Source organism: Aquibacillus saliphilus, from assembly GCF_020404745.1.
GTDB classification, from domain to species: Bacteria; Bacillota; Bacilli; order Bacillales; family Amphibacillaceae; genus Aquibacillus; species Aquibacillus saliphilus.
Window position 1 is genome coordinate 16,910 of the sequence record NZ_JAIZAP010000024.1, and the last position, 26,535, is coordinate 43,444.

28 protein-coding genes and 1 pseudogene are annotated in these 26,535 nt (G+C 34.7%); 9 read left to right on the forward strand and 20 right to left on the reverse strand.

Features of this window, described 5'->3' with window-relative positions:
- Positions 1-4 precede the first annotated feature (4 nt).
- From LD272_RS19230 to LD272_RS19240, 3 genes are all read right to left on the reverse strand, one after another.
- Entirely contained in the window at positions 5-511 is a 507-nt protein-coding gene (locus tag LD272_RS19230; RefSeq protein ID WP_226038226.1) for a CBO0543 family protein, read from the reverse strand.
- Between the two features lie 183 nt (positions 512-694).
- Positions 695-1,474, reverse strand: a complete 780-nt coding sequence (fabI, locus tag LD272_RS19235) for an enoyl-ACP reductase FabI (protein ID WP_226038227.1) — start codon at positions 1,472-1,474, stop codon at positions 695-697.
- A 262-nt stretch (positions 1,475-1,736) separates the two neighbouring features.
- On the reverse strand, positions 1,737-1,937 hold the full coding sequence (locus LD272_RS19240) for a cold-shock protein (protein ID WP_226038228.1): 201 nt from the start codon (positions 1,935-1,937) through the stop codon (positions 1,737-1,739).
- Positions 1,938-2,117: 180 nt separating this feature from the next.
- On the opposite strand from LD272_RS19240, the gene LD272_RS19245 reads away from it, so the two are divergent.
- The 4 genes and pseudogenes from LD272_RS19245 to LD272_RS21695 all read left to right on the forward strand — a co-directional run.
- On the forward strand, positions 2,118-2,261 hold the full coding sequence (locus LD272_RS19245) for a hypothetical protein (protein WP_226038229.1): 144 nt from the start codon (positions 2,118-2,120) through the stop codon (positions 2,259-2,261).
- Positions 2,262-2,433: 172 nt separating this feature from the next.
- Entirely contained in the window at positions 2,434-3,039 is a 606-nt protein-coding gene (locus tag LD272_RS19250) for a YczE/YyaS/YitT family protein (RefSeq protein ID WP_226038230.1), read from the forward strand.
- Positions 3,040-3,419: 380 nt separating this feature from the next.
- Positions 3,420-4,055: an FMN-dependent NADH-azoreductase gene (locus LD272_RS19255; protein ID WP_226038231.1), complete on the forward strand. Its 636-nt coding sequence runs from the start codon at positions 3,420-3,422 to the stop codon at positions 4,053-4,055.
- Positions 4,056-4,227: 172 nt separating this feature from the next.
- Positions 4,228-4,299, forward strand: a pseudogene (locus LD272_RS21695) (aspartyl-phosphate phosphatase Spo0E family protein); the annotation flags it as partial.
- Between the two features lie 60 nt (positions 4,300-4,359).
- Here LD272_RS21695 and LD272_RS19265 read toward each other — a convergent pair.
- From LD272_RS19265 to LD272_RS19320, 12 genes are all read right to left on the reverse strand, one after another.
- The gene (locus tag LD272_RS19265) at positions 4,360-5,772 is read right to left on the reverse strand and encodes a SpoVR family protein (protein WP_226038232.1); all 1,413 of its coding nucleotides are present in this window, start codon (positions 5,770-5,772) and stop codon (positions 4,360-4,362) included.
- A 127-nt stretch (positions 5,773-5,899) separates the two neighbouring features.
- Positions 5,900-6,160 (reverse strand): metal-sensitive transcriptional regulator, encoded by a 261-nt coding sequence (locus tag LD272_RS19270; RefSeq protein WP_226038233.1) that lies wholly within the window; start codon positions 6,158-6,160, stop codon positions 5,900-5,902.
- A 93-nt stretch (positions 6,161-6,253) separates the two neighbouring features.
- Positions 6,254-6,601, reverse strand: a complete 348-nt coding sequence (locus LD272_RS19275; protein ID WP_226038234.1) for a sulfurtransferase — start codon at positions 6,599-6,601, stop codon at positions 6,254-6,256.
- 293 nt (positions 6,602-6,894) lie between these two features.
- Entirely contained in the window at positions 6,895-7,050 is a 156-nt protein-coding gene (locus tag LD272_RS19280; protein ID WP_226038235.1) for a hypothetical protein, read from the reverse strand.
- A 146-nt stretch (positions 7,051-7,196) separates the two neighbouring features.
- A complete protein-coding gene (locus LD272_RS19285) occupies positions 7,197-8,567 on the reverse strand; it encodes a dipeptidase (protein ID WP_226038236.1) in 1,371 nt (456 codons plus the stop codon).
- 124 nt (positions 8,568-8,691) lie between these two features.
- Positions 8,692-9,582, reverse strand: coding sequence for a zinc metalloprotease HtpX (htpX, locus tag LD272_RS19290; RefSeq protein ID WP_226038272.1), 891 nt, complete (start codon positions 9,580-9,582; stop codon positions 8,692-8,694).
- Positions 9,583-9,609: 27 nt separating this feature from the next.
- On the reverse strand, positions 9,610-10,107 hold the full coding sequence (locus tag LD272_RS19295) for a LemA family protein (RefSeq protein WP_226038273.1): 498 nt from the start codon (positions 10,105-10,107) through the stop codon (positions 9,610-9,612).
- A 188-nt stretch (positions 10,108-10,295) separates the two neighbouring features.
- Positions 10,296-11,429 carry a bifunctional cystathionine gamma-lyase/homocysteine desulfhydrase gene (locus tag LD272_RS19300; RefSeq protein ID WP_226038237.1) on the reverse strand — a complete coding sequence of 378 codons (1,134 nt, stop codon included), beginning with the start codon at positions 11,427-11,429 and terminating at the stop codon, positions 10,296-10,298.
- A gap of 65 nt (positions 11,430-11,494) precedes the next feature.
- Positions 11,495-12,412 carry a PLP-dependent cysteine synthase family protein gene (locus tag LD272_RS19305; RefSeq protein WP_226038238.1) on the reverse strand — a complete coding sequence of 306 codons (918 nt, stop codon included), beginning with the start codon at positions 12,410-12,412 and terminating at the stop codon, positions 11,495-11,497.
- Positions 12,413-12,423: 11 nt separating this feature from the next.
- Positions 12,424-12,891, reverse strand: coding sequence for an S-ribosylhomocysteine lyase (locus LD272_RS19310; RefSeq protein WP_226038239.1), 468 nt, complete (start codon positions 12,889-12,891; stop codon positions 12,424-12,426).
- A gap of 24 nt (positions 12,892-12,915) precedes the next feature.
- Entirely contained in the window at positions 12,916-13,554 is a 639-nt protein-coding gene (locus tag LD272_RS19315; RefSeq protein ID WP_226038240.1) for a class I SAM-dependent DNA methyltransferase, read from the reverse strand.
- A 308-nt stretch (positions 13,555-13,862) separates the two neighbouring features.
- Positions 13,863-14,582: a YhcN/YlaJ family sporulation lipoprotein gene (locus LD272_RS19320; RefSeq protein WP_226038241.1), complete on the reverse strand. Its 720-nt coding sequence runs from the start codon at positions 14,580-14,582 to the stop codon at positions 13,863-13,865.
- Between the two features lie 267 nt (positions 14,583-14,849).
- Between LD272_RS19320 and LD272_RS19325 the strand changes: the two genes are divergently transcribed.
- Positions 14,850-15,089, forward strand: a complete 240-nt coding sequence (locus tag LD272_RS19325) for a YhdB family protein (protein ID WP_226038274.1) — start codon at positions 14,850-14,852, stop codon at positions 15,087-15,089.
- Between the two features lie 46 nt (positions 15,090-15,135).
- On the opposite strand, the gene LD272_RS19330 is transcribed toward LD272_RS19325, so the two are convergent.
- From LD272_RS19330 to LD272_RS19350, 5 genes are all read right to left on the reverse strand, one after another.
- The gene (locus tag LD272_RS19330; protein WP_226038242.1) at positions 15,136-16,707 is read right to left on the reverse strand and encodes a bifunctional GNAT family N-acetyltransferase/carbon-nitrogen hydrolase family protein; all 1,572 of its coding nucleotides are present in this window, start codon (positions 16,705-16,707) and stop codon (positions 15,136-15,138) included.
- Between the two features lie 22 nt (positions 16,708-16,729).
- Positions 16,730-17,650, reverse strand: coding sequence for a Gfo/Idh/MocA family protein (locus LD272_RS19335; RefSeq protein WP_226038243.1), 921 nt, complete (start codon positions 17,648-17,650; stop codon positions 16,730-16,732).
- Between the two features lie 137 nt (positions 17,651-17,787).
- Positions 17,788-18,873 carry an anti-sigma-I factor RsgI family protein gene (locus tag LD272_RS19340; RefSeq protein WP_226038244.1) on the reverse strand — a complete coding sequence of 362 codons (1,086 nt, stop codon included), beginning with the start codon at positions 18,871-18,873 and terminating at the stop codon, positions 17,788-17,790.
- Positions 18,870-19,604, reverse strand: coding sequence for an RNA polymerase sigma factor SigI (gene sigI, locus LD272_RS19345; protein WP_226038245.1), 735 nt, complete (start codon positions 19,602-19,604; stop codon positions 18,870-18,872). The genes LD272_RS19340 and sigI overlap by 4 nt, the downstream gene beginning before the upstream one ends.
- A gap of 324 nt (positions 19,605-19,928) precedes the next feature.
- Positions 19,929-20,753, reverse strand: a complete 825-nt coding sequence (locus LD272_RS19350; protein WP_226038246.1) for a S1C family serine protease — start codon at positions 20,751-20,753, stop codon at positions 19,929-19,931.
- A 1,211-nt stretch (positions 20,754-21,964) separates the two neighbouring features.
- Here LD272_RS19350 and LD272_RS19355 point away from each other — a divergent pair.
- The 4 genes from LD272_RS19355 to LD272_RS19370 all read left to right on the forward strand — a co-directional run bounded on the left by LD272_RS19355 (position 21,965) and on the right by LD272_RS19370 (position 26,532).
- A complete protein-coding gene (locus LD272_RS19355; protein WP_226038247.1) occupies positions 21,965-22,534 on the forward strand; it encodes a beta-class carbonic anhydrase in 570 nt (189 codons plus the stop codon).
- A 242-nt stretch (positions 22,535-22,776) separates the two neighbouring features.
- Complete coding sequence (locus tag LD272_RS19360; RefSeq protein ID WP_226038248.1) at positions 22,777-24,300, forward strand: spore germination protein; 1,524 nt, start codon at positions 22,777-22,779, stop codon at positions 24,298-24,300.
- Position 24,301: 1 nt separating this feature from the next.
- Positions 24,302-25,414 carry a GerAB/ArcD/ProY family transporter gene (locus LD272_RS19365; RefSeq protein WP_226038249.1) on the forward strand — a complete coding sequence of 371 codons (1,113 nt, stop codon included), beginning with the start codon at positions 24,302-24,304 and terminating at the stop codon, positions 25,412-25,414.
- Positions 25,411-26,532 carry a Ger(x)C family spore germination protein gene (locus LD272_RS19370; RefSeq protein ID WP_226038250.1) on the forward strand — a complete coding sequence of 374 codons (1,122 nt, stop codon included), beginning with the start codon at positions 25,411-25,413 and terminating at the stop codon, positions 26,530-26,532. The genes LD272_RS19365 and LD272_RS19370 overlap by 4 nt, the downstream gene beginning before the upstream one ends.
- The last annotated feature ends 3 nt before the right edge of the window (positions 26,533-26,535 follow it).

The following is a 26,535-nucleotide window of genomic DNA, read 5'->3' on the forward strand; positions in this document are numbered from 1 at the left end:
TTACTCACGTATTCTCACTCCATGATTGGTCATTAGTAACTTGTTCTGATTTGGACCAACTCCTGATGATTGCTATCAAACCTCTCACAAGTAAAAAAGTTCCAGACAGAGAAAACAACGTATAGTACCATCTCCACTTTTTATAATTAATTAGCTGTGTCTTTTTTTCCAGGAAAATCTCAACTATTGTCATCGGAATACTGTAAAGAAACGATTGATAGATCATCCCTGGCAGCTTGGATTTGTAGGTTGTTTGGTTATAGTACACACATATCAATGGGAATAATAAATATTCAAATAAAACACTACCTTTAAAGGAGTTAGGTAATAATCGATCAGGGTATTCTAACCATTTGTTTGCAGCAACTATATTTCCAAAAAAAACTGAAATAACTGTTTTCAACAGAAATACAATTAGCCAATCTTTTCTTGGTCTTTTATTTAATGCAAACAATAGAAATACCGAACCAAATAATGTCAATCCATATAGAATCGTTTTCTCCTTTTTCACATCTACCACCCTCGAAAACACAAGATACTACTCTTTAGCATTATCATTAATTTAGTTTTTATTCCCAATAACACGTTGCATTTTAGAAAGATATTCCTATACATTTACCTGCATAAAAAAAGATAAAAATCCCATTAAAAAGACCTTCACACTAAAATAAGTGTAAAGGTCTGAATGTACGGATTAACCCATAATATTGTATCCGGAATCCACATGGACAACCTCGCCGGTTACACCACGTGAAAGTGCACTTAACAAGGTGAGAGTCATATCACCAACTTCTTCTTGTGTTACATTTCTTTTAAGAGGCGATTGCTCCTCTATACCTCGGAGCATTTCATTAAAGGATGGAATTCCTTTTGCTGCCAGAGTTCGAATAGGACCTGCTGAAATAGCATTAACTCTTATATTATCTTTACCTAAATCTAAAGCAAGGTATTTTACAGACGATTCTAGTGCGGCTTTGGCTACTCCCATCACTTTATAACCTTCAAGAGCTCTTTCAGCGCCGAGAGCACTCATCGTAATGATAGAACCTCCATCTGTCATATATGGTTTAGCTTCTCTAGCAACTGCAATTAGCGAATATGCACTCGTATCTTGTGCAAATGCATAACCACTTCTTGATGTTTCTACGAAATCGCCTTTTAGATCTTCTGCATTTGCAAATGCAATTGAATGGACAAGCCCGTCAATTTTGCCAACCTGATTGTTAATCTCTGTAAAAGCATGTTTAATACTTTCATCATTATTGACATCACATGCAACAACTACTTCAGCATGTATATTATTATCATTCAAAAGCTTGTTCAATTTATTTAGTGACCGTTCTTTTCGATATGTAAACGTCAATTTTGCACCTGCTTTAGATAGCGATTTTGCTACGCCCCAAGCTAGGCTTCTTTCGTTCGCAACTCCCATAACTACAATGTTCTTATTCTTTAGTTGAAGTAAATCTTCCATATTTCCCTCCAAGGTACTAGTATATTTTATGTCTAATTTAATATAATTTTAACATGTATTCAGCAATAATGAACTAAAACTTCAATTGATCCGGATTATACCCTCATGTAAAAACGGATAAAGTAAACTTTATATTTCTAAGTTACTAATGTCTTCATATAACAGAAAGAGTAGGCGAATCGCCTACTCTTTCATCCTAATATCTGTTTAAACTTTTGAATTTATATCGCCATGAATAGTACATAAACTTTCATCCTGTTACTTATAGTTTACGTACATTTGTTGCTTGTGGACCACGTTGTCCTTCTTCAATGTCGAATTCAACATCTTGGCCTTCATCTAATGTCTTATATCCTTCTCCTTCAATAGCTGAGAAGTGAACGAAAACATCGTCTCCACCTTCACGTTCAATAAATCCAAAACCTTTTTCACCATTAAACCATTTTACTTTACCTTGTTCCATTTCCAATTGCCTCCTAGCATAAATCCATAATATTGCATTGCATTACATTGCAATTAATGTTGCACAGTTATTATTACCTAATATAATAAATTTAAAACATAAAACATTGTTTTTTTCGTATAAACTATTCTAGGTTAAGTGAATAATACCATCGTACACAATTAGAGCAGGAGGTTTATTATGGATAAAAAACCCTATCAACCAAAGGATAGTGGAAAGTTAACTAATTTTCACTATGCCACAGAAAAAGACAGAAGAGATGAGGAAGCTTTAACAACTGAGGGGACTAAAGAAATGAAACATTTCAAAAAAAACAATAAATAAATGAATCAAACCGGTAATTTGCAGTATAAATTACCGGTTTAAAATGTTTTACTTTAGCAAGGTGAAGTTTTACCAATTGTTAAAAATATTAAAATTTTATTTCCTTTACGCTATAACTATGATATAGTTTTATACTTATGTATCCATGTCAATGTATTAAAGGAGATCGATCATGTCGTCGTTAAATCTACCAAGAGCCTTAATGTATATCATAGGTCTAATTATCTTATCATTAGGAGTTACTTTAACTATTAAATCAGATATGGGAATTGGAGCATGGGATGCCTTAAATGTTGGGTTGTCTACCATAATGTTCACTGTTGGTACATGGGTTATTCTCGTTGGAATTATTTTAATAATTATTAACTCCATATTATTGAAACACAAGCCTGATTTATATGCGTTAATTACTATTTTCGTAGTTGGTTTTGGCGTTGACTTTTGGTTAATTGTATTTAAAAATTTCAATCCCCAAAACTTCGGATTAAAAATTTTAATTTTTTCACTTGGGATGTTTCTATTAGCACTTGGAATTTCAGTTTATCTACAAGCAAAATTTGCCCCTGTACCAATTGATAACTTGATGATTGCAATTCATACTCGTTTCGGTGTCCGTATGAGTGTTGCTAAAACAATTGGGGAGTTAATAGCCTTGACTTTTGCTCTTATATTTAAAGGACCGATAGGGATTGGCACAATTTTAGTTACATTTTTAATTGGACCGATTATTCATGTTTTGCACCCTAGGATTGAAAAAATATTTGCTCGTTATCAATAAGTCGATATATACAAAGCATTAGCATTCTCTTTGCTAATGCTTTTTCTTTATAATTGTATCGGATTATTTGCTGTTAGGATTGCTGTTAATTGAGTTCTGCTACTTTTCAAGAGGCTAACCTTCTAAATAGTTTATATAGTTTAATCAATTTCATCATACTGTTTTTTTTCAATTATCATCCACATTTTAGTTGGTATAGACCGTTACCTTATGTGGATGATAATTGCTGGATAAGGTAATTTTAAAATTGATTCAGTTGAATAATCTTTTTTATAAAAATGTGATTATTTTCACATACATAATATTAGTAATCAACTATACTTATATTATGATTTTATAAGTTTTTTAAAATATAAATAGTAAGAAGGGATGAATTAACTATGGGGAAATTATTATATATCACAGCTAATCCGTTCGATGAAAAAAAATCTTATGGTATGGCAGTAGGTTCGGCATTTATTAGTGCTTATAGAGACAAGAATCCAGATGATGAGATCGTTCATATCGATTTGTACAAGGAACACATCCCACATATTGATGCGGATGTCTTTCAAGGCTGGGGGAAACTTCAATCTGGGCAAGGATTTGAAGAATTATCAGATGAGGAAAAAGCTAAAGTCAGTCGACTCTCTGAATTAAGTGAGCAGTTTGTTAATGCTGACAAATATGTCTTTGTTACTCCATTGTGGAATTTATTATTTCCACCAATTATGAAAACTTACCTCGACTCGGTTGCTGTTGCAGGAAAAACTTTTAAACATACTGAACAAGGACCTATCGGACTCTTAACAGACAAAAAAGCATTGCATATTCAAGCAAGCGGTGGTATTTATTCACATGGCCCCACTGCTGATAAGGAAATGGGCCATCGTTATTTAAAAATATTAATGAACTTTTTTGGTGTTCCTTATTTTGAAGGACTTTTTGTAGAAGGTCATGATGCTATGCCTGAAAAAGCAGATGAAATAAAAGAAAGTGCAATTGCCCAAGCTAAAATTCTCGCTAATAAATTCTAATAGTACAACAATGTACCACGTTTACTAATGGTGCCTAGTTTCATTAGTAAACGTGGTACGCCCTGAATAAAATAAAGAACTTAATTAGCTCAAGTACAGTAAAAACACAAAGCAGGCTGTGCGCTTGCTTTTTCTAGTCATTTTATGAAATGTTAATGCCAGCAAGTAAAACGGGATATCCTCAAACAAGACAATTACTTGTAGCCAGGAGCTTGATTTGTTGTTAAATAGTTCAATAAATTAAAATCAACTTCTTAAACGTGTGGTAATCCATTTGAAGAAGCAGGCGCATAGCCTGCTTCTTCTACAAATGCTTTTTCATTACTTTATTCCCCTCATAGGTGAACAAGACGTTTCTATCCTCCACAACCGTCTCCATGTGGACCGTACGCCCCCATAATTGATGAATATATGGCAATGTTTTTTCCAAATATGTTAGGTCCAACTCAACATCTTCATAGTGGTGCTTCAGGTACAATTCCCCGTTATGATAAAAGTCGCCGTTTTGAACAGTGATATAGGGAAAACCTCCATTCACCCGCATCGAAATCAGTTGATCTCTAACGCTTTCCCAACTTTTATCAGTGATTTTGTACTCGTTGCCTTGTTTTTGGAACAAATACAAGTCTTCTCGATCTACGAATTCTTTTGTTAAATAGTTACGTACGAAGGATATATCAGACTCTATTTCACGCACTTCAAACATTTTTTCTCGACCCTTACCTGGTTCCGCTCCCCATCGTCTCATTTCTTCGGTTGGATTATCAAAACGTTCTTCAATATCTTCAAACATTTTCACTCCAAGATAATAGGGATTGATCTGGGTTTTAGATGGTTGCACAACACCCGCGTTAAGTGAAGCGAATTCAATTGCTTCGTCACTGGTAAGATCCATCTCTCTTAAGATTCTCTGATGCCAGTAAGAAGCCCAGCCTTCGTTCATGATTTTTGTTTCCAGTTGAGGCCAAAAGTAAAGCATTTCCGCACGCATCATTGTCAAAATATCTCTTTGCCAGTCTTCTAAATTACGAGAATGCTCCTCAATGAACAGTAGTAGATCCTTTTCTGGTCTAGGTGGGAATGGTTTTTTCTTGGTTCTAGGTTTTTGTAATTTTTCAGACTCAACGTCGTCTAATTTCCATAAATCATCATATGCACTAGTTTTAATTGGAGGTTCTTCTTCAAACTCCTCTATCTCCCAATCAAGTTTTGGCCTGACTAATGTAGGATCTATATGTTCCTGAATGGCAAGAATTGCATCTAAAAAGGATTCCACTTCTTTAATTCCATATATTTTTTCATAATCAGCTATTCGTTCTGCAGTCGCAGACATACTTTCAACCATATCATTTTTTGTATTTTGGAATCGCGCATTATTCTTAAAAAAGTCGCAATGTGCTAATACATGTGCAACAATCAGTTTGTTTTGGATGAGACTATTGGAGTTTAACAGAAATGCATAACAGGGATTTGAATTGATTACAAGTTCATAAATCTTACTTAAACCCAAATCATATTGCACTTTCATTTTATGAAACTGTTTTCCGAAACTCCAATGTGAAAATCGTGTAGGCATACCATAGGCGCCAAATGTATAAATAATTTCAGGAGGACAAATTTCATATCGCATGGGATAAAAATCTAACCCAAATCCCTCTGCAATTTCCGTTATTTCTGTAATCACTCTTTCTAGGTGTTTTTGATCTGAAAGTTTCAAAAACAATCTCTCCTTTTGATGTATTACCTATACTATATGATACATCTAAAAGGATGATGAACAGTTTGTATAAAAAAATAAGACTACTGGATTAGGAGTCTTATTTTTATAGTATATATAATTTTATTTAACGACTTTTAACAAGTAAGTTAACAGCCTCTTGTACTAGTTCCTCTGTATCCTCACCATTTTCTTCGGACTTTTGAACACACTCTACAAGGTTCGAACTTACCACTAAGCCCATTGTGCGATCAATTGCTGTCCTAGCAGCAGACATTTGTGTTATCACATCTCGACAGTCGCTTTTTTCTTCCATCATTTTTAATATACCACGTAATTGACCTTCAATCCGCTTAACTCTATTTTTCATCTGGTCGTTATATTCCATTATTAACCCTCCTAGGATATTTCTTTTATTTTACTTCTAGATAGTTTGTGGTAATCTGACCTAGTTAAAAATCGTTTCGGACAATGATATATGTTATTCACAGTTGCATTTGGTTAATGTATAACCACTTACTCTGAAACCTTTGTTACGAAGATAACGAATACCTAGATTTTTTTCAATCCGGTCTGATGCTATCACATGTACTTCTTTAGCAGGAATTTCATGGTAGTATCTTTTAAAATAAGCTATAGGTAACGAATGTGACCCGATAATCTCTTGCTTAGCTGAAGAATTATAATCCCTAATATCAAGTTTCAAAATCATTTGATCCAACTTATTACTATTTATATCTATACACGGAATCCCTTTGATAGGTACATATCTTAAATATATTACATACAAGGCTATAATCATAAAAAAGGCAATAATAACGATAGTCATGTTTTACCCCCTATTATCAATTATGGTTAACGTCTTACATCTTATACCCTCAAGGGTATATTGTCAATAACAAGAAAGACCAAGAATTAGTATTCTTGTTACATTATTTCTTTTTCAATTATATACTTTATACTCATTTAACTTATATTGCTAGTGATTAGGGGACTCTATCTACAGATTTTTGAATAGAATACTATTATCAAGGGGGATCTTTTGGTAATACGTTTGTCAGTAATAACCCTATAAATGAATGTCGAGTGTGGTCAGAGGGAGAGACACACTCGACATTTTTGTTATTCAAGATTTCTTCTAGCGCCTACATTCGGATCCTGAGCTTTTCTGTTGTTCGTTTTAGAATCTAGATTTCCTCCACGTTCTCCATTGCCTATATATGTTGAATTTTCTTTTTGTTGATATCTAATAAATCTTTCAAAATGATGGTTAATCATGATTACTACCTCCTCTAGTAGTAATTAGATTATCCAACAACCTTAACTTTATTCTTAGTTTTATACTAGAAACAACAATCTAAATCATAAATAACGACTTGTCAATAGCGTCTTAAGTAAGAACCATGCATAACAGTTTTCTAGTTTTATTTACTACTAACCTCTTCCAAGTAATAAACAAGAGTCTCCATCCCTTTGTCAAAATTAGCTAATAGAAAACTTTCGTTTGGAGAATGGAGTCGATCTTCTGGAGTACCGAATCCTAATAATACAATAGGCATATTATAATTAGAATCAATCCATTCTACTACCGGGATAGACCCTCCCATTCGCACGTAGGTAGCTTCCTTTCCAAATGCAGTAGTAAGACTATTCGCTGCTTTTGCAATTAATGGATGGTTTGGATCAACCTTATACGCTTTAGCAGAAAGTGCTTCTCGCTTTATATCTAGAGTCACACCTTTAGGTACATATTTCTCGAGATGTGCTACAAGTAAGTCCTGGATTTTATTTGGCACCTGACCAGGAACAAGCCTACACGTTAATTTAGCAGTTGCAGTAGATGGAATAATTGTTTTTGTCCCTTCACCTTGATAACCACTAAACAAACCATTCACCTCTAGGGTCGGGCGTGCCATTGTATGTTCTTTTGCTGTGTAATCCTGCTCTGATACCGTCTCTTTTACTCCGGTAGATTTACTAAAGTCCTCTCCAGGTACTTCTTTTATAAGCTGCCGCTCTTCATTTGTTAGTTCCTCGACGTCGTCATAGAAACCTTCTACTTGTACGACTTCATTTTCATTCTTCAAGGATGCAAGCAAGTGTGACATCGCCATTGCTGGATTTCGGATTGCTCCACCATAGATACCTGAATGAAGATCACTTGATGGACCTGTTAATGTGAGTTCTAGTCCAGTAAAACCTTTTAAACCGTAAAGAATAGTTGGTTGATCACTATCAACCATTCCAGAGTCAGAAATAATTGCAAAATCAGCTTGGAATTTTTCTTTTTTATCTTTTAGAATATCATATAAATTCTCACTACCGATTTCTTCTTCACCTTCAATGCATACCTTAATGTTAACAGGCAACTTTCCTTCTGTTTTCATATAGGCCTCAAAGACTGCCAAGTGCATAAACACTTGACCTTTATCATCGCTAGCACCTCGTGCATATAGTCTTCCGTCACGAACTTCCGGTTTAAATGGTTCACTATCCCACAGATCTAATGGATCAGCCGGTTGTACATCATAATGACCATAAAATAAAGCTGTAGGTGCATCGTCCCCAGCACCATTCCACTCACCGTATACAAGTGGGTGTCCTTTCGTTTCGACTACCTCTACTTGTTGGAAACCAATTTGATTAAGATAGTTTGCAACAAATTCAGCAGCCTTGCCTATATCTTTTTTATGTGATGGATCCGTACTTACACTTGGTATAGATAGAAACTGATCTAATTTTTTTAACAGTACATCTCTATTTTCTTTCAAATATGTAAGAGCTTTTTCACTCATAATTCCACTTCCTTCAATTTTGATAATGTTTTATTTATGATAATTGTATCATAGCTGCATTTTTATTACTTTTGAAAAGATTAAAAGACAAAGTCAAGTTGTTAATAACTTTGTCTTAAACGCGTTACATTTGTTTAATCCGTTCGATTCTCTTCTCCATCGGTGGGTGTGTAGCAAACAATTTCGAACGCTTCTTTTTTTTCCTGAATGGATTAATGAAGTAAATAGACGCTGTTGTCTGACTCGCTTCCTCAACAGATTTAGTTGTTCCTGATATTTTTTCGAGTGCCCCAACCAAAGCATCTGGATTTCTAGTCAAATTAACTGCACTGGCATCAGCTAGGTACTCTCTATTTCTTGAAAGAGCAAGTTGGATAATCGTTGCAACAATAGGTGCAATAATAACCAATAGTAAAGAGACAACAATTAGTATTATTTGTCCACCACCATTATTATTACTTCTTCTTGATCGACCAAAAAACATAGACCTCATTGCTATATCACCCAAAATGCCAACAACTGCTACCAAAGCAATTGCTATGGTTGATAAACGAATATCGTAGTTACGAATATGTGCCACTTCATGTGCAATAACACCTTCAAGCTCATATTTGTCAAGTTCATTCACTAACCCTCGCGTTACAGCTACAGCGCCTTTTTTTGGGGAATTTCCTGTTGCAAAAGCATTCGGACTCATGTCCTCAACAATATAAACTTTTGGCATCGGGATATTTGCAACCATCGCCATATTTTCTACCGCATCCCAGACTTCAGTATTTTCATCTCTTGTTCTTACTTCTTTTGCGTGATTCATTTTCATCACTATTTTGGAACTGTTCATTGTCATAATAAGAATATAGACTAGAGCTATTACTCCACTTACTATTACGCCAGACAGAACACTTCCATAAAAGGTGTACCCAAACAATGCGCCAATGGCTAGGATAAATAAGAAAAAAACCAAAACAATCACAACTGTTTTTCTTTTATTCGAGTCAATTTGTTTATATAAAATATTATTCATCTTTATAATCCTCTGCTTTTAAAATTCAACTTTTGGGTTTACTCGTTCTTCCACTGGTGTTTCGAGCATCTCTCGTTCGTCAAAATGTTGGAGCTTTGCAATGATATTTGTTGGTATTGATTGGATTCGTGTATTAAAGTTCATTACGGTGTTATTGTACAGTTGACGTGCATAGGCAATTTTATTTTCCGTGTTTGCTAGCTCTTGTTGTAATTCTTTGAACTGCTGATCTGCCTTTAAGTCCGGGTACGATTCACTTAGTGCAAAAATTGATTTCAAAGCACCTTCTAATTGATTATTCGCGTCAATTTGGCGGTTGCGATCTCCTTCTGGAACTTGGGTTAACTGATTTCTCTTTTCCACGACTAATGCTAACGTTTTTTTCTCGTGTTCGGCATAGCCTTTGACCGTTTCAATTAAGTTCGGTATTAAATCATATCTACGTTTCAGTTGAACATCTATTTGTGCCCAACTTTCCTCGACACGATTCCGGCTCTTAACCAAACTGTTGTACATTCCAAAGTAAATGGCTATAAGCACGATAACAATAACAGCTAGAAAAATATAATTCACACTAATCTCTCCAATTTCTTTGTATTATTCACTAACACTTCGTTTTTACTATTATTCGTATAACATGTTTTTCTATGAGATATTTCTAACAAAAAAAACAGTAATCTCATTTTGATGAGATTACTGTTTTTTTATGCTAATGCATTTTTCAAATCTTCAATTAAGTCTTCAATATCTTCTATGCCTATTGATAAACGAATTAATCCATCAGTAATTCCAAGTTCTAATCGACGTTCTCTCGGAATCGATGCATGTGTCATTTTTGCTGGAATAGAAATTAAACTTTCGACCGCTCCAAGGCTTTCAGCCAGAGTAAAATACTTAACTTTACTTAAAACTTGATCGGCTTTTTCAGCACTCCCTACATCGAAAGAAATCATGCCACCGAAACCTTCAGCTTGTAGTTTTGCAACATCATGTCCTTTGTGGCTTGTAATTCCAGGATAATAAATTGTACTAACATCTTGATGACTTTGCAGAAATTCAACGAGTTGGTGTGTATTCTTTTCAATTGCTTCCATACGTAAGCCAAGTGTCTTAATACCTCGCATTAATAACCAAGAATCTTGGGGACCTAAAATTCCTCCGACTGAATTTTGGATAAAATGTAAATCTTCCGCGATTTCATCAGAGTTAACAACAACTAGTCCGGAAACTACATCACTATGCCCGCCAATATACTTCGTTGCACTGTGAACAACGATATCCGCTCCAAGGTCTAATGGTTGTTGCCAGTACGGTGTTGCAAATGTGTTATCGACGATTAACATCAAATTATTCGCTTTTGCTATATCTGACATTTTCTTTAAATCAGTAATTTTAAGTAATGGATTTGTTGGAGTTTCAATAAATAATGCTTTGGTATTTGGTTTAATTGCCGCTTCGACTTTTGTTGAATCACTTGTATCAACAAATGTATGGTCTAAATCAAATCGGTTCAACACTTTAGTTGTTAATCGATAAGACCCGCCGTAAACATCATCCGTCATAAGAATATGATCTCCAGCATTCATTAGCATCATCACTGATGTAATTGCAGCCATACCTGAACCAAATGCAAAGCCTGCTTTTCCATTTTCTAAATTAGCAATAACTGTTTCCAAAGCATGTCTAGTTGGATTTCCAGTTCTTGAATATTCATACCCACTATGCTTCCCTGCAGCTTCTTGTTTATAGGTACTTACTTGATATATCGGTACAGAAACTGCACCGGTTCGTTCATCACCAGTGATTCCTCCGTGTACCATTCTTGTTTTACGTTTCATTATACTCCTCCTTTTTCACAAAAACGAACCTAGCTTCGACAACGACAATAAATAAAAGCACAAAGCTAGTTAGAATAAATTCCCTTACTTAAATAACGTTCACTACTATCTGGAAATACAGTTACAATAGTTGTCCCCGCTTCTGCAATATTGGCTTCTTTTAAGGCAGCAAACATAGCAGCACCTGAAGAACTTCCTACGAGTAGACCTTCTCTTTTCGCTAATTCTCTTACATATTGAAAGGCATCTTTATCTAACACCGTATGAATAGCATCAAAGTAAGAGCGGTCCATATAATCCGGCAAAAATTCCATCCCTATTCCTTCTGTTTTATGAGGACCCGGTTCTCCCCCGGCAATAATTGAGCCTTCAGGTTCTACAATTGCAGTTTTAATTGCATTATTCTTTTCTTTCAAATACCGGGCGGTTCCCATGAACGTTCCTCCAGTACCAGCTCCTGCAAGAAAAACATCCACTTTACCATTTAGGTCGTCCCATAACTCAGGACCAAGGGTTTTATAGTAGGTTAATGGGTTTGCAGGATTTCCAAATTGCCTGGGAGAATAACTATTTGGTATATCTAGCAGAAGTTGTTCTGCTTTAGCAATTGCACCGCGCATTCCATCCTTAGTTGGCGTGTTTACAATTTTAGCACCTAATGCTCTCATTAAATCTTGTTTTTCCACACTGAATTGTTCTGGAACACAAAAAATGATACTAACATTTTTATTAAGAGCAGCTAGCGCTAGGCCAATTCCAGTGTTTCCAGCAGTAGGTTCAATAATTGTACCGCCCTCTTTTAGTTCTCCAGATTCTAATGCAGCATGAAGTAACTCCTGCCCTAGACGGTCTTTTACGCTTCCACCGGGATTATAAAACTCAAGCTTAGCAAATAAACGAACGCCCTTAGGAAGAGGGAAGTTTGATAACTCTACTAAAGGTGTATTTCCGATTAATTCTTGTGTATTTCTATATAGGACCATTGACTAAGCCTCTATTCAGCAAAAACGATATGCCATTCATTTTTGCTTTCAAGCATACGCGCCGCAATTTCTTTCGCACCATCTAGACTATGATTGGCTGCCCAACCACATTGAACCTCGTTACAAGCTGGTACTTCATTCGCTTGTAAAACGTCATGCAACGTTTTTTCCAGCGCTTGAGCAATATCGTCGAAGCTATCGTTATTTAGTATCGCTAAATAAAAACCTGTTTGACATCCCATAGGTCCGATATCAAGTACATTATCAATATGATTACGAATATTTTCAGCCATCAAATGCTCGATGGAGTGTAAACCAGGCATATCCATATGGTCTTGATTTGGTTGGCAAAAACGGACGTCATACTTATATACTTTATCTCCACTCTGGCCGGTTGTTACACCCACTAACCTTATATAAGGTGCCTTTACTTTAGTATGGTCAAGGTTAAAACTTTCAACATTCATTTTCTTTGACATTATTGTCCACTCCCTTTGAATTATTCACTGTCTTTCTGCTACTATTAGCCAAGCAAAATCATTCATTTGTTTAAAGGTAACATAGAATCCGTTCTTTTCAAATAAAGTCCGAAGCGTATCAATCATTGGATAATATTCTGTAGTTAAATCATATAACAAGTCATTATAACCTTGTTCTTTTGCCTTATTAAAGATTCTCTCTTTTGTTTCTTTGTTTTCATAAGCAGTATCGGCAAATACGATTTTGCCATTTGAAGGTAGAAGTACACTAAATGCTTTAATAGCTTTATCCTTTTCTTCATCGGTTAGGTGATGAAAAGCAAACGTACTAACAATAGTGAAAATTGGCATATCTAATTGAGGAAATGCCAAAAAATCACCGTCTTTAACTATTAAATTAGGGTGTTTTGCCTTTGCTGCATCTCGCATCGCAACAGATGGTTCAATCCCAATCACATGATGACCAGCATCAAGTAATTTTTGAGACAAGTTACCTGTTCCTACACCGAACTCCAATACATTACCTTCTGCATGATTTGTTACCTCGGTTAATATTGTATCATAATTTTCAAAAACAGCCCGGTATTCGGGATCTTTTCCGGTTACTGCCTCATCATAAGATATAGCCCATTTATCAAATAAATCAATGAATTCTCGCCCCACTTTATTCAGCTCCCTTGACGTTTGATTTAATTCATACTATTACACTATGTTTTATCGGTATTATTGGTTATAATACCACACAAAATAGGCCTTTTCAATTTTATATTTAAGAAAAGCGCAAGCGCCTTGGTCACCCTAGGGCAATAAGTCGAGCCTCTATGTGGTGCTTTTTGCCACAAAGAGGATTGACTTAAGACCTCAGGCGGGGTAGGCGCTGGAGCTAGACATCGAAGCGCAAAATTTTATACTTTCTTACCTTCGAACAAAAAAAGCGAAGGCTATTTAGCCCTCGCTTTACTATTTGTTTGTTATCGCGCATCTGGAAATACACGTTCAATCATTTGACCCATTTGGTCAAAAAAACCTTCAATTGGCTCTCCATTCTCAACATCATCTCTATAATTGTTTGTTAAATTAACGAAATCGGGATTTGTTGATACATAAACATTGTCAATATCACTATCCACATTTTTAACAACATCGCGTATTTGTTTTTCAATGGACTCACTGACGTTATCGCCATTGCCACCGTTTTTGTTGTTGTTGTTATTTGTATCTCTATCTAATTCTACTGCGACATATGCATTATTATCAGTTGTTAATACATATGCATTATCAATAGCATTAACTTTTTTTACAATACGATCTGATACTTTATCGGCTACTTCGAAACGATTTTCATCGTTGTTGTTTGTCGTGTTGTTTCTATTCATTTCTGTTTGATTGTTGATATTGTTAAGCCCATTTCGTGTTCCTGTATTGTTGTCATTTCGTACATTGCCACCATCGTATGTCCCGTTACGTGTAGCATCCTGCATCCCTGCTCCATTACGTTCTGTTCCAAATCGGGTGTTTTGATATTGACCATACTGATTATCACGATTATTCATCGGAAAATCTGTTGTATTTCCAAATCGTGTTTGTTGCACCCCGTCATCTAAACCTTGACCGGTTTCGTTATTATCAACCCCACAAGCAGTGAGCGTTAATGAAGCCACTACAGTTAAACCAATTGATTTCCAATTCATCGGCATAATTCCTCCTTCTATAGGGTTAACAGTAGTATTTGCACCAAACAACTCTTTATTCGACAAATACTAAAATAATCAATGGAATTATTCGGAGTACATAACAATCGATAAACATATAAAGACTGAGTGCAGTAAAACATGTTGTCGAATTTAATGATTAGATTTCACGTAAAGAATTGGAATAGAAACCAATATTGTTCACTACTTGTTAAAATCAAAGTCGGTCATACTATAGTTAGCCCTTTAAGAAAGGGGAGAATAACAATATATATTCCAGATTATGACAAAGCATTGTACTTTACCTTATGGGGACAATGGGATGATCTACTTGTTCTCATGGTTAGAACAAACGATGACATTTTATCAAAAAAAATTGAAGTTTTTCTCCATGCATTTCACTATACGTCAAACGAGCAAAAAGTGATGAGTAGTCATGAAGAACTCCTTCACTATATTGACCATGCAATGGGTCATACGCCAGCAGCTGCTATGATGGAAGTTTAAAAAAAGCATATGAAAGGGACCTTGAAAAAGGTCCCTTTTTGGTAAATTATTTCGTTTTAATTGGTTTTACTTCTGTCTCAATATTATTATACTTGACCTCAAAGAGATCTTTACGTCTATCTCTTAACTGTCGAACCGTCCCCGATCTTCTTTGTCTCCGTAAAATTTCTAAGTCAACATCACCGACTACAACTGTTTCAATATTTGGATGACATTCACCAACAATTCCATCACGAGCAAACTCAAAATCAGAAGGTGTAAATATTCCAGATTGAGCATACTGAATATCCATATTTTCTACTTGTGTTAAGTTACCAACTGTTCCGGCAATTACCGTGTAGACTTGATTTTCTACAGCACGAGCTTGCGCACAATAGCGGACACGCAAGTACCCTTGGCGATCATCCGTACAAAATGGTACAAAAATAATATTTGCACCTTGATCAACTGCATATCTAGCAAGTTCAGGGAACTGAATATCATAACAAATCTGGATAGCAATTTTCCCACAATCAGTATCAAATACCTTGACCGTATCACCAGGCTGAATACCCCACCATTTTTTTTCATTTGGAGTCACATGAATCTTATATTGTTTTTCAATCGTTCCATCTCTACGGAACAAATAGGCAATATTATAAATATGATCATCTTCTTCGACAAAATGAGAACCACCAATAATGTTTACATTATACTTTACCGCTAAATTAGTGAAAAGTTCAATATAGTCCTCGGTATATTCAGCTAACTTACGAACTGATCTAGAAGGAACTTTCTCTTCTAAAAATGACATTAACTGTGCCGTAAATATTTCTGGGAAAACAGCAAAATCAGAATCAAAGTCATAAGCAACATCCACATAGTATTCAACTTGTTTCGCAAATTCTTCGAATGATTCGATATTTTTCATCATATATTGGATTACTGTAATTCTTACAGGATACGCGGTTTTAAAATGCCGCTTCGTCTTGGCATGATAATCAATGTTGTTCCATTCCATTAAGGTAGCATATTTTAATGATTGATGGTCGTCTGGTAGGTAACCCGGATTAATACGCATGACTGTAAAGCCATTCATTATTTGAAAAGTTAACACCGGATCATGAATGTTTCGATAACTTACTTCCTCCACATATTGTCTAGGAGTCAATTCGCCTTCATATTTATGATAATTCGGAATTCTTCCCCCGATAATGATACTTTTTAGATTTAGCTCTCTAGCAAGCTCCTTCCTTGCCTCATAGAGTCTTTTTCCAATCCTCATGCCACGAAATTCCGGGTCTACCATTACTTCTATTCCATATAAGTTATAGCCTTCTGGGTTATGATTAGTAATATAGCCCTCATCAGTAATATCATCCCACGTGTGTTTGTCATCGTACTCATCAAAGTTAACAATCAAACTGGAACAACTGCCAATAATTTTACCATCATACTCAACGCAAAATTGTCCTTCAGGAAATTGATCCAAGTGACTTTCCAAATGACCTGGTTCCCATGGTTCCATATTAGGAAAACATACTTTTTGCATTTCCAAGAGCTCATCTATATCTTTGACTGTTATATTTCTAACTTCTAGTTTTTTTTCAAAATTCGATAAATCTATTTTTTCAGACATATGTGTATCTATCCTTTCGTCCTTAGTTCATTGTGGTTATTATTCTTTCCAAAAGTTGCTGAGATTTAACAGCTTCCTGGCCACTAACTTCTGGAATTTGGTCATTTTGAATACTCGAAATAAAATGATAGATGCAATCTTCAAAACCTCTTGTTTTTAAAATTGAATCCCAAGAGCCTAGACTAGAAGTATGGATTGTTTGGTCTTTCTCAACTTCTAACTTATTCATATTAAACACTCGAACGATTGAATTACTTGTTACAAATTCAAGTTTCTCGATATTAGATCCCGCTTGTCTATGCATAGCAGAAGAAAATAGTCGCTTTTCTCCTTTATAATTATGGTTTGCATAGACTAAATGCTGCTGCTCATTTAATTTGCTGAAACTATCCGAAATTTTTATATCTTCTCCAGCAATAAAGCGAATTGTATCGACTAGATGTAAATAGTCATCGAGCATCGTAAATCGATAATCGAGTGGTCCAACACTTGTAGCACGATGTTTCTCCATCGATGCCCACACGAAGTCTCCCGCTAATTCCTTTGCCTTTCGATACATCGGTGCAAAACGACGATTAAAGCCCACCATCAGCTTTCGTTTATTTTTTTCACTTAACTCAACTAATCGTTCTGCCTCATCTATAGTTGAAGCGAGAGGTTTATCCACATAAACATCAACACCATTAGAAAGTAAATAAGAGACAACCTCATAGTGAGTCTCCGTCGAACTATGTACGAAGATAGCGTCACATTTATCTGCCAATGCTGCTAAACTACTGAAACTGTTCATTCGATATTGTTTGCATATTTTTTCTCTTTTTTCCACACCTGGAGAAAAAGCTCCAATTAATTCCCAGTCTAAGGCCTTTGATAATATGGGCAAATATGCTTTTTGTGCTATTTGGCCTAAACCTACTATACCTATACGGATTTTCTTTTCCATTTTATATACTCCTTTATTCGAATCAGAGTCATTCTTTTAGATAATTGTACTTGATGTTTAGGTGTTCAACAAATAATAGCCTTTAGCTAAACTACCGCGGACTCTGTAGATTGACTAAAGAATAAAGACGCCTGCAACTATTTTGCAGGCGTCTTGTCTGGATTTGCATTATTATTACGGCCATCATTAGCCTCTAGTTCCTTTTCAAGCCCTGGTGGAACTTTATCATTGGCCCTATTTTTCATCGCGTTATCTATTTTCTCATCAACAGTCTTTTTTGATTTATTATTTTGTGCGTTTTCATTTTTAGGTTTATCATTTTTTACGTTTTCATTTTTAGCTTTGTCATTTCCTGCATTTTCATCTTTTTCGTTTTTAGCCTTGTCCTCTTTTTCACGCTTTTTATTTTTTTCTTGTTTTTGTAATTCGTTATTAGGATTGATTGCAGAATCTTCATTAGAATTTGGTTCATCTGTTTTGTCAGGATCATTATAATAAGATTCAATAATAGCTTTTTCTGTTTGATCCATATTTTCATCTTCACCAATAGAAACATCATTCATTTTAATCGATTCTGCCATCATTTGATTCATTGAGGCGTTTTGTTCTTGAGCTTGTTCACGAACTTCTTTTGGTACTACAAATGTTGCTATCTGCAAGCCAGACTTAGGGTGTTCTTCGAAGTAATTATCAAGGGCTTCTGTAACGTGATTGTCTTGCTGATGATTGCTTTGATAGCTAACACCAATTAGAACCATGTCAGCTTCTGTGGCTACTAAATCTTGTTGACTCGCACTTATAATCGTCTCTGTTACAAACTCAACAGATTCACCTTCTAACTGAATTGTTTTATCAAGTAATGCTTCAGCGTCTTTATTTAATGGATTAACACGTTCTACAATCATATCATCGTTTAATTCTAGTTCTAGGCTAGGATTGATATCAATGCTTACAAATGCATAAGCTTTTTGATTATCAAACCATGCATAAAGTGGAAAACTTGCAAAGATTAACACCATAACCATTGTAGCTAGCTTCAACTTTCTCTTCGTAATTTGCTGCGCGGAAAAAAAAGTTTGTACCCGGGACTCTTGTTTCGATAGATAAATCACTTCTTCTCCTATCTCAGCACCTCTCAAGGGTTTAACTCTTTCAAATCCACCATCACGATTTAAAATAATCGTATAACGATGACGCTGCTTTATTATGGTCCCTTTGTTCACAGCCCTACCCCTTTCAAATAGTCCTTCAAATAAACAAAATCCTCACTTAGAATGATAAACATCGCTAAAATATATTTTCGGTTTCGTTCAAGTGTTTTCTTACTCACATCCACATGATGAATTAGTGTTTTTATCGGGATTTTCTTTTTTTTAACCACATACTCTCTTAACTGGTCATCTTCAAATAAGATACGAGCAGTCTTTACCGCAGACTCTCTTGCATCTTTGTGCTTTGGCGAAATAGCAGTTAATTCTTCAAAAGATAATTTATACTCCGATAGTTTTCTTTCTAATTCTATAATCTCCTCTCGTCGATTCCATTGATCAACTTGGTGTTTATATGAAGCTTTAGCTGCCATTATCTCTGTTGAACTTTCTATTTTTTCTTCATCATACGACTCATCCAGCGATAGTGTAATCGTTTTATTCTTCTCTTTTCTTATATAATCAATCACTTTTCGTTTAACTACTAATCTGGAAAACGATAAGAAAGAGCTCCCTTTTTCAGATGAGAAAGAAGAAATAGCTTCATCAAATGCCATTAAACCAATACTAAATTCGTCATCTCTTGTTGGATCGATATATCGCTTGCATACTTCAGAAACGGCCTTTGCTATAAACGGTCGGTAGCTTTTCAATAAATCATTTCGAATTTCTTGATTACCTTGTTGAATGAGATCTACCTGCTGTTCTAATGAAATAGTAACTTCTTCAGTCTGAAGCTTAGACAACCGCTTCACCACCAGTACTATATTTTTCGTAACCAGAAGAACATTTTTGGGTGTCATATTTATCTATATTTATATATACATGTAGCGCATTTTTATTAATAGTCATAGTTTTGATTCTCCATTTTAATTCTAGTATGAATAAGCATACCTCATCATTACCTGTCATGCTATCTCAAGGAATTTACATTTAATTTAAAAATTTTGTCAAAAACTAGGACAATATGACTAATTTATCATGTGATTGAAATAAACTTTCTAATTATTACCATTTTCCCTCGTACCATTAACTAAAGCCCATGTATCAAAAAACTGCATACATGGGCTTTAGTTCTTCTCATTCATTGTTTTTTCATGATAATAATCAATTGGTACTGCTAATCCTACTTTACCATGAATGTCATGATCTAATGTTGCAAACACAACTCCAATGACTTCTCCATCTGAATCAATCACTGGACTACCACTATTACCACGATAGATAGGTGCTTTTAGCATGAGAACTTCTTGCTCAAAGCTATCTAATTTTGTATAGCCAATCACTTTTCCTTCATTTGCTATTCCTTGAAACCTTAATGGATTACCAATAAAGTTAATATGTTCATTATCGTCAAATGTTGTCTTCTTTGCTAAAGAAAGTTGAGGTAATCCCTCGCCATCCACTTGTAATACAGCTAAGTCAATATCAGGATAGCTAGCGATTACCTCTGCTTGAAACAATCCTTGTTCTGGAAAAGCAGCCATAATTCTTTTTTCATCTTCAATTACATGGTGGTTTGTTATAATAATTCCTTGTGAAGAGATAGAAAAACCTGTCCCTTTACTATTACCAGCTTCAATGACAACTACCGACTCCTGGTATTCATCAATGACTGGATCAGTTGAGAGTTTTGCTGATGTAACTAAAAACTCTAATGCTGGGATTGAAAATGTTTGCGGTATGATTGCAATCACATTTATCGTCATCGCAACAGCGATTAACCAAAAGGCCCACTTAGGAAACGGTCTCTTCGGTTTGTCATTTTCTCTTTTACTTTTCTCTATCGATTTATTTCTTTCTTCTGTAAGAATCTCTAATAATTCTTCATCATCAAATTCCTCATATAAGTCATCATCAATAACATCTTTATGATAGTCATCAGATTTACTCATTTATTCACCTCATGAGCACGCAGTATCGATTACCCTTTCATATTATTGTACCACGTTTTAAACTATAATTTATTTTTGTTATTTCGATTATCGACAAAGGTCAGACCATAATACGTGCCTGCTACCTATTTTAAAAGAGTATAGTCGCCATTTCCCGGGAAATGTCTTGTTCATTCATGTTAAGTTCGACAAATTTATAACCAAATAGATTTGTATACATAGGTTTTCACCTAGTGGTTTCTTACTTACCAATTGTGAACTTGTACAATCTATCCTTAATATCTGAAACAACGATTCATTTCTCTTTTTACAATCTAACAATCCTATTCCACAAAATATTAGTTTCACATCTCACTTTTAGAAACAACTAATACAGCCTTGTCTATCAATGGACTATTTCTTTCAAAATTCAAAATAATTATAAATACAACTTTATATCTTTTTATATACTGATTAACAAACCAGTCTAATTTCCTAAATGCGTTAAACATAGACTCACCTATTCTCTTTATTCTTTTAACTATCCGCTTTCTTTCCATTCTGAATTTACTACCCTTGTTCTTTTTAAAATCCTCATTATAAATCTCCTCCTTTAATTATTTATATAATTTTATTGCTCTGAAGAAAGCAATAAAAAAAAACGCATGTGTCCTAGTCCTAGGGCGCATGCGTTTTCTAATAAAATAAACTTGGCGACTACCAAGCAGTGCACAATAGATCCTGTTCACTGAAATTTCCAGATTAAGGTGAAGTTGTTTGTGCAGCTAATATCTAATATAAATAGAAAAAGGCCACGGACAAATGTCTGTCGTGACCTTCATAGAATTAATTGTATGGTTAAGTATAAAAACAATTATTGTATTATTGCGTTGTCTTTTTAACCACAAATAGGACGGTATTCTAGAAGGTCACTACTAATATAAAATTGATTGAATGTATAAATAGTTACTTTTCTCATTTTCGTGACCTCCTTTGCGTATTTGTTTTTTTATTATATTATGAAAATTATGGTAAGTCAATGTAATTTTCATACTTTTGTAATATCTTCAAGTTTGCTTTATATTAGATATAACCTGAATCAATTTCATAATTACCTTATGTTATAATTGTGTTTGGGTACAGTCTAACCCACTATATGTGGACGACAATTACAAAAAATCAGTATTATGAAATTGACTAACCTTCTTAACAAAAATAGAAAAGGAGTTTGTATGATGTATTTAGATGAGTTAATCGAATTTAATCAGGAGTTTTCCAAGGAAAAAAAGTATATTCAATATCAAACCGATAAATTTCCTGACAAGCGTATCGTTATTTTTAGCTGCATGGACACTCGCTTAGTGGAGCTTCTACCTAACGCGTTAAACATTAAAAATGGTGATGCTAAAATCGTCAAAAATGCAGGTGCAATTATTAAAAATCCATTCGGTAGTATTATGAGAAGTTTACTAGTTGCTGTTTATGCACTCAAGGCCGATGAAATTTTAGTGATTGGCCATCATGATTGCGGTATGAAGGGATTCAGTGGCAAACAACTTATTGAAAAGGCAATGCAACGAGGTGTCCAAAAAGAAACGATTAATACACTAGAATATGCTGGTATCGACGTTGAGCAGTGGTTAGAAGGTTTTGAAAGTGTAGAAGATTCTGTTGAACATAGTGTTGGCGTAATCCGAAACCATCCATTGCTTCCGAAGGACACACCAGTACATGGTCTTGTTATTGATCCAAATACCGGGAAGTTGGATATAGTCACAAAAGGTTACGAGAAGATTAATTAAGCCTTTCTTTATAGTACAAACCTCCTTAAAAATAAGGAGGTTTTTTTGTGTGTTTTTCTTTTAGTTCCACATACCTTATACTACAGTATTTCCCCTATATACCTAATCAATTTCATACTACCTACTTACCGCCATCAGGATATGCCTTGATATTGTAATTATGAAATTGACTTATACCACATACTTTTTATCATTCCTGCCATACTAACGAAAGAACATTCCTCGTGTGGGAGGGAATCCGTTTGAAAAAACGCACAAATAAATTTAAGAACAGTAAGAAAAAGGGAGAATTCCCTATTGTAATAGACCAATTAGAGCAATCTGTAAAAGATCAACTACATGATGAAGCCAACCTTATTTTCAAAAAGATAAATGTTCAGAATAAAAACATTCTAATTTTCTATATTTCTTATCTTATCGATAAAAAACGATTAGATGACAATCTATTTACACCTCTACTTTATAGCGAGACTGAATGGTCCACATCAAATTTGGTTGATAATCTTCCAATAGGTGACGGTAAACAATATCAAACAGTTGAGGAAGTTTGCAGCCAAATAATCAGCGGTTCTGTTGGTGTTTACATAGAGAACGAAAATGAAATTGTTACTTTTTCGATTCTAAACAACCAACAAAGGCCATTAGAAAAACCTGAAAGAGAATCAATTGTTATCGGTCCGCAAGCTGCCTTTTCAGAATCGTTAGAAACGAATCTGAACGTTGTCCGTGCAAGCATAAAATCGAACGAATTAGTGGCTGAAAAATTTACGATTGGATCACGATTACCAACCGAAGTAAGACTCACCTATTTAAAATCACTTGCTAACGATGAAGACGTCCAAACAATGCGCCAACGGCTGAACGATTTGGTAGTGGATGATATTGAAGACAGTTCCGTTCTTTCGCAATATCTTGAGGATTCTTCCATCTCAATTTTTCCACAATTTTATTTAACAGAACGTGTAGACCGGTTTAATTACAGTATTAGCAAAGGGAAAATTGGTGTCTTATCAGATGGTAGTCCAGAAGGAATCGTCGCGCCAACAACCTTTTTTGGTTTTTTTGAATCCACTGAAGATGTTTATTTCAGGTGGAACATTGCAACTTTTTTTCGCATGCTTCGTTTTATAGCAATGTTTATTTCGTTCATCCTGACACCAATTTATGTTGCTGTCGTTACGTTTCATTATGAAATACTACCAATTAGTTTATTAGAGACGCTTGGACAATCTAGATCGAAAGTACCTTTTTCTCCTGTTTTAGAAGTATTATTTCTAGAATTAATCATTGAATTACTTCGGGAGGCAGGGGCACGATTACCAACAAAGGTCGGCCAAACAATTGGTATTGTAGGAGGAATTGTTCTAGGACAAGCAGCTGTAGATGCCGGGCTAACTAGTAATGTTCTAATTATTGTTATCGCGATGAGTGCCTTAGCATCGTTTACGGCACCGAGTTATCTCATGGGGTCAGCTATTCGTGTTATACGTTATCCGTTAATCATTGTTGCAGGGTTATTTGGAATTATTGGCGTCACATTTGGCTTGTGCTTATTAATTATTCATTTACTAAAAATGACATCTCTTGGTCGCCCCTATTTTTTACCTGTTTATCCATTTGTTTTTAAAGATTTGGATAATTCATTGATCCGGTTACCTTTTGGGATAAGTAATAAACGATCTATCTCATACCGCTTAAAAGACGACACTAGGTACAAAGAAAAAAAGTCAACTAAGAAAAAGGATATTGATGACTTGGGGGATTAGTATGGACATTAATGTAGCTGTAAAGCCAGGCATACGTATCAGAGCGTTTTATTTGTTTTTCATCATTGCTAACATTCAAAATGGAACAGGTATTATGGGAGTACCACGATACATTTATAAAGAAGCAAAACAAGACTCATGGGTGTCTATCCTTATTGCAGGTTTATTTATCCACATTGTGGTTTTTGTTATGTTTCAAATACTAAACAAGTATGAAAATACTGACATCTTCGGTATCCAAGTTGATCTATTCGGTAACTGGGTTGGTAAAATACTCGGGACAATCTTTATTACCTATGTATTTGGTAGTTTATTAACTGTGTTAATTAATTACATCCAGGTTGTACAGGTCTTTATTTTTCCAACATTATCTCGATGGATGATAACTATTTTATTATTATTAATCGTAACTTACGCAGTACTTGGTGGGCTAAGGGTTGCCGTCGGGGTCGCGTTTATTTTTTTTATACTTTCTATATGGTTGGTGATTTTTCTTTATAAACCAATGACTTTAACCGATTTTGGTCACTTCAAGCCACTACTTGAAGCATCACCAAAAGAACTGTTGCTAGGGGCTAAAGCAACTTCTTATTCTTTTCTCGGTTTAGAGATACTCTTTTTTATCTATCCATTTATCGATAACAAAAAAAAAGCTCAACTACCCACGCAAATAGGCATAGCAACGACAACTTTTATAATTTTATTAGTTACTGGAATCTCTATTGGTTTTTTTGGTGGTGACACTTTAGAACAAGCAATTTGGCCTGTATTAATATTATACAAACTAATCGAATATACACTGATTGAGCGGTTTGACATTATCGTCGTATCACAATGGATGATGGTTATTATTCCCATTATGATTCTCTTATCTTGGATGATTACTTATGGTGTCAAGCGACTATATAAAATTTCTCAAAAAAAAACGTTATTTGTTGTTATTCTTCTACTTTTAATTTGTGGTGGGACAATTAAAAACCAATACACTATCGAAACAATTATTGATTATGTTGCACAAATTGGCTTTTGGATCGTTATTATTTATCCACTCATCCTCTATCCGCTTGTACTAATTAAAAAGAAAACAAATAAAAATAAGGAGGGGGAAAGTTGAAAATAGTCTTACCTATACTATGTATGGCTACATTACTAATCGGTTGTGTTGACACAAAACAAATCGAACAACTTGGTATCATTACAAGTTATGGAGCAGATTTATTAGAAGATGATTTGATAAATAATACATTGTTATATACACAATTTGATCCGGACATAAAAGAGCCAATTCAATTAGTAGAAAGCAAATCCAATTCCTATGAAGGTGCCGTTGATGCTGCAAATCTAAAAACAAATTATAAACTTGTTACAGGACAACTACGTCTGAAAGTTTTTGGAAAAGAGTTAGCAAAACAAGGTATTGTGCGCTTACTTACGACACATTATCGAGATGCTGAAGAGCCCTCCAGGCTGTATGTTGTTGTTAGTGACACGACTGCGAAAGATGTACTTACAATTAATACTTCGTTTAACTTGAGTAAGTTTCTTTATAATTTAATTGACAACAATAGAAAACTAGAGATTTTGCCTAAGAGTGATTTTAAAGATTTTGCGCATAAGTATGCTGATATTGGAATAGACCCTATCCAACCTTTAATAACCATTGAGAAAAAAAAACCCATTATCGAAAGGCTAGCATTATTCCAAAACGATGTATTTGTTGGTTCTCTGACAACCGAAGAAACATTTCTATTTAAACTAGTTATGGAAAACTTCAAAGCTGTTACACAAGAGATTACGATACCAAAACAGCCATTCGAGGAATTTATAAAGAAACATGAAGATAAACGCGATGCTGAAAACTTACATGTAATATTGAGTGAACTAAGAAGCGGCCAAAAAATTACATTGGAGGATACTAAAAACCTGAAATATAACGTAGATATAAAAATCGATGCGAACTTGTTGGAAATATCAGAGCAAGTAGTTATCGAAGACGAGAAAGTATTAAATAAAATGGAAGAGCAGATTTCAAAAAAAATCAACAAAAAATTAGAAGAAATGTTAGATAAATTAAAAGAATTAAATGTGGATACCATTGGATTTGGCAGGATTTATAATCAAGAAACAAAGCATAAAGAACTGACAGAGCAAAAGTGGCGTGAATTATATCCAACTATCGATGTCACTTTTAATGTCGATGTAAATATTTTAAGACATGGAGTTTTTGATTAGAAG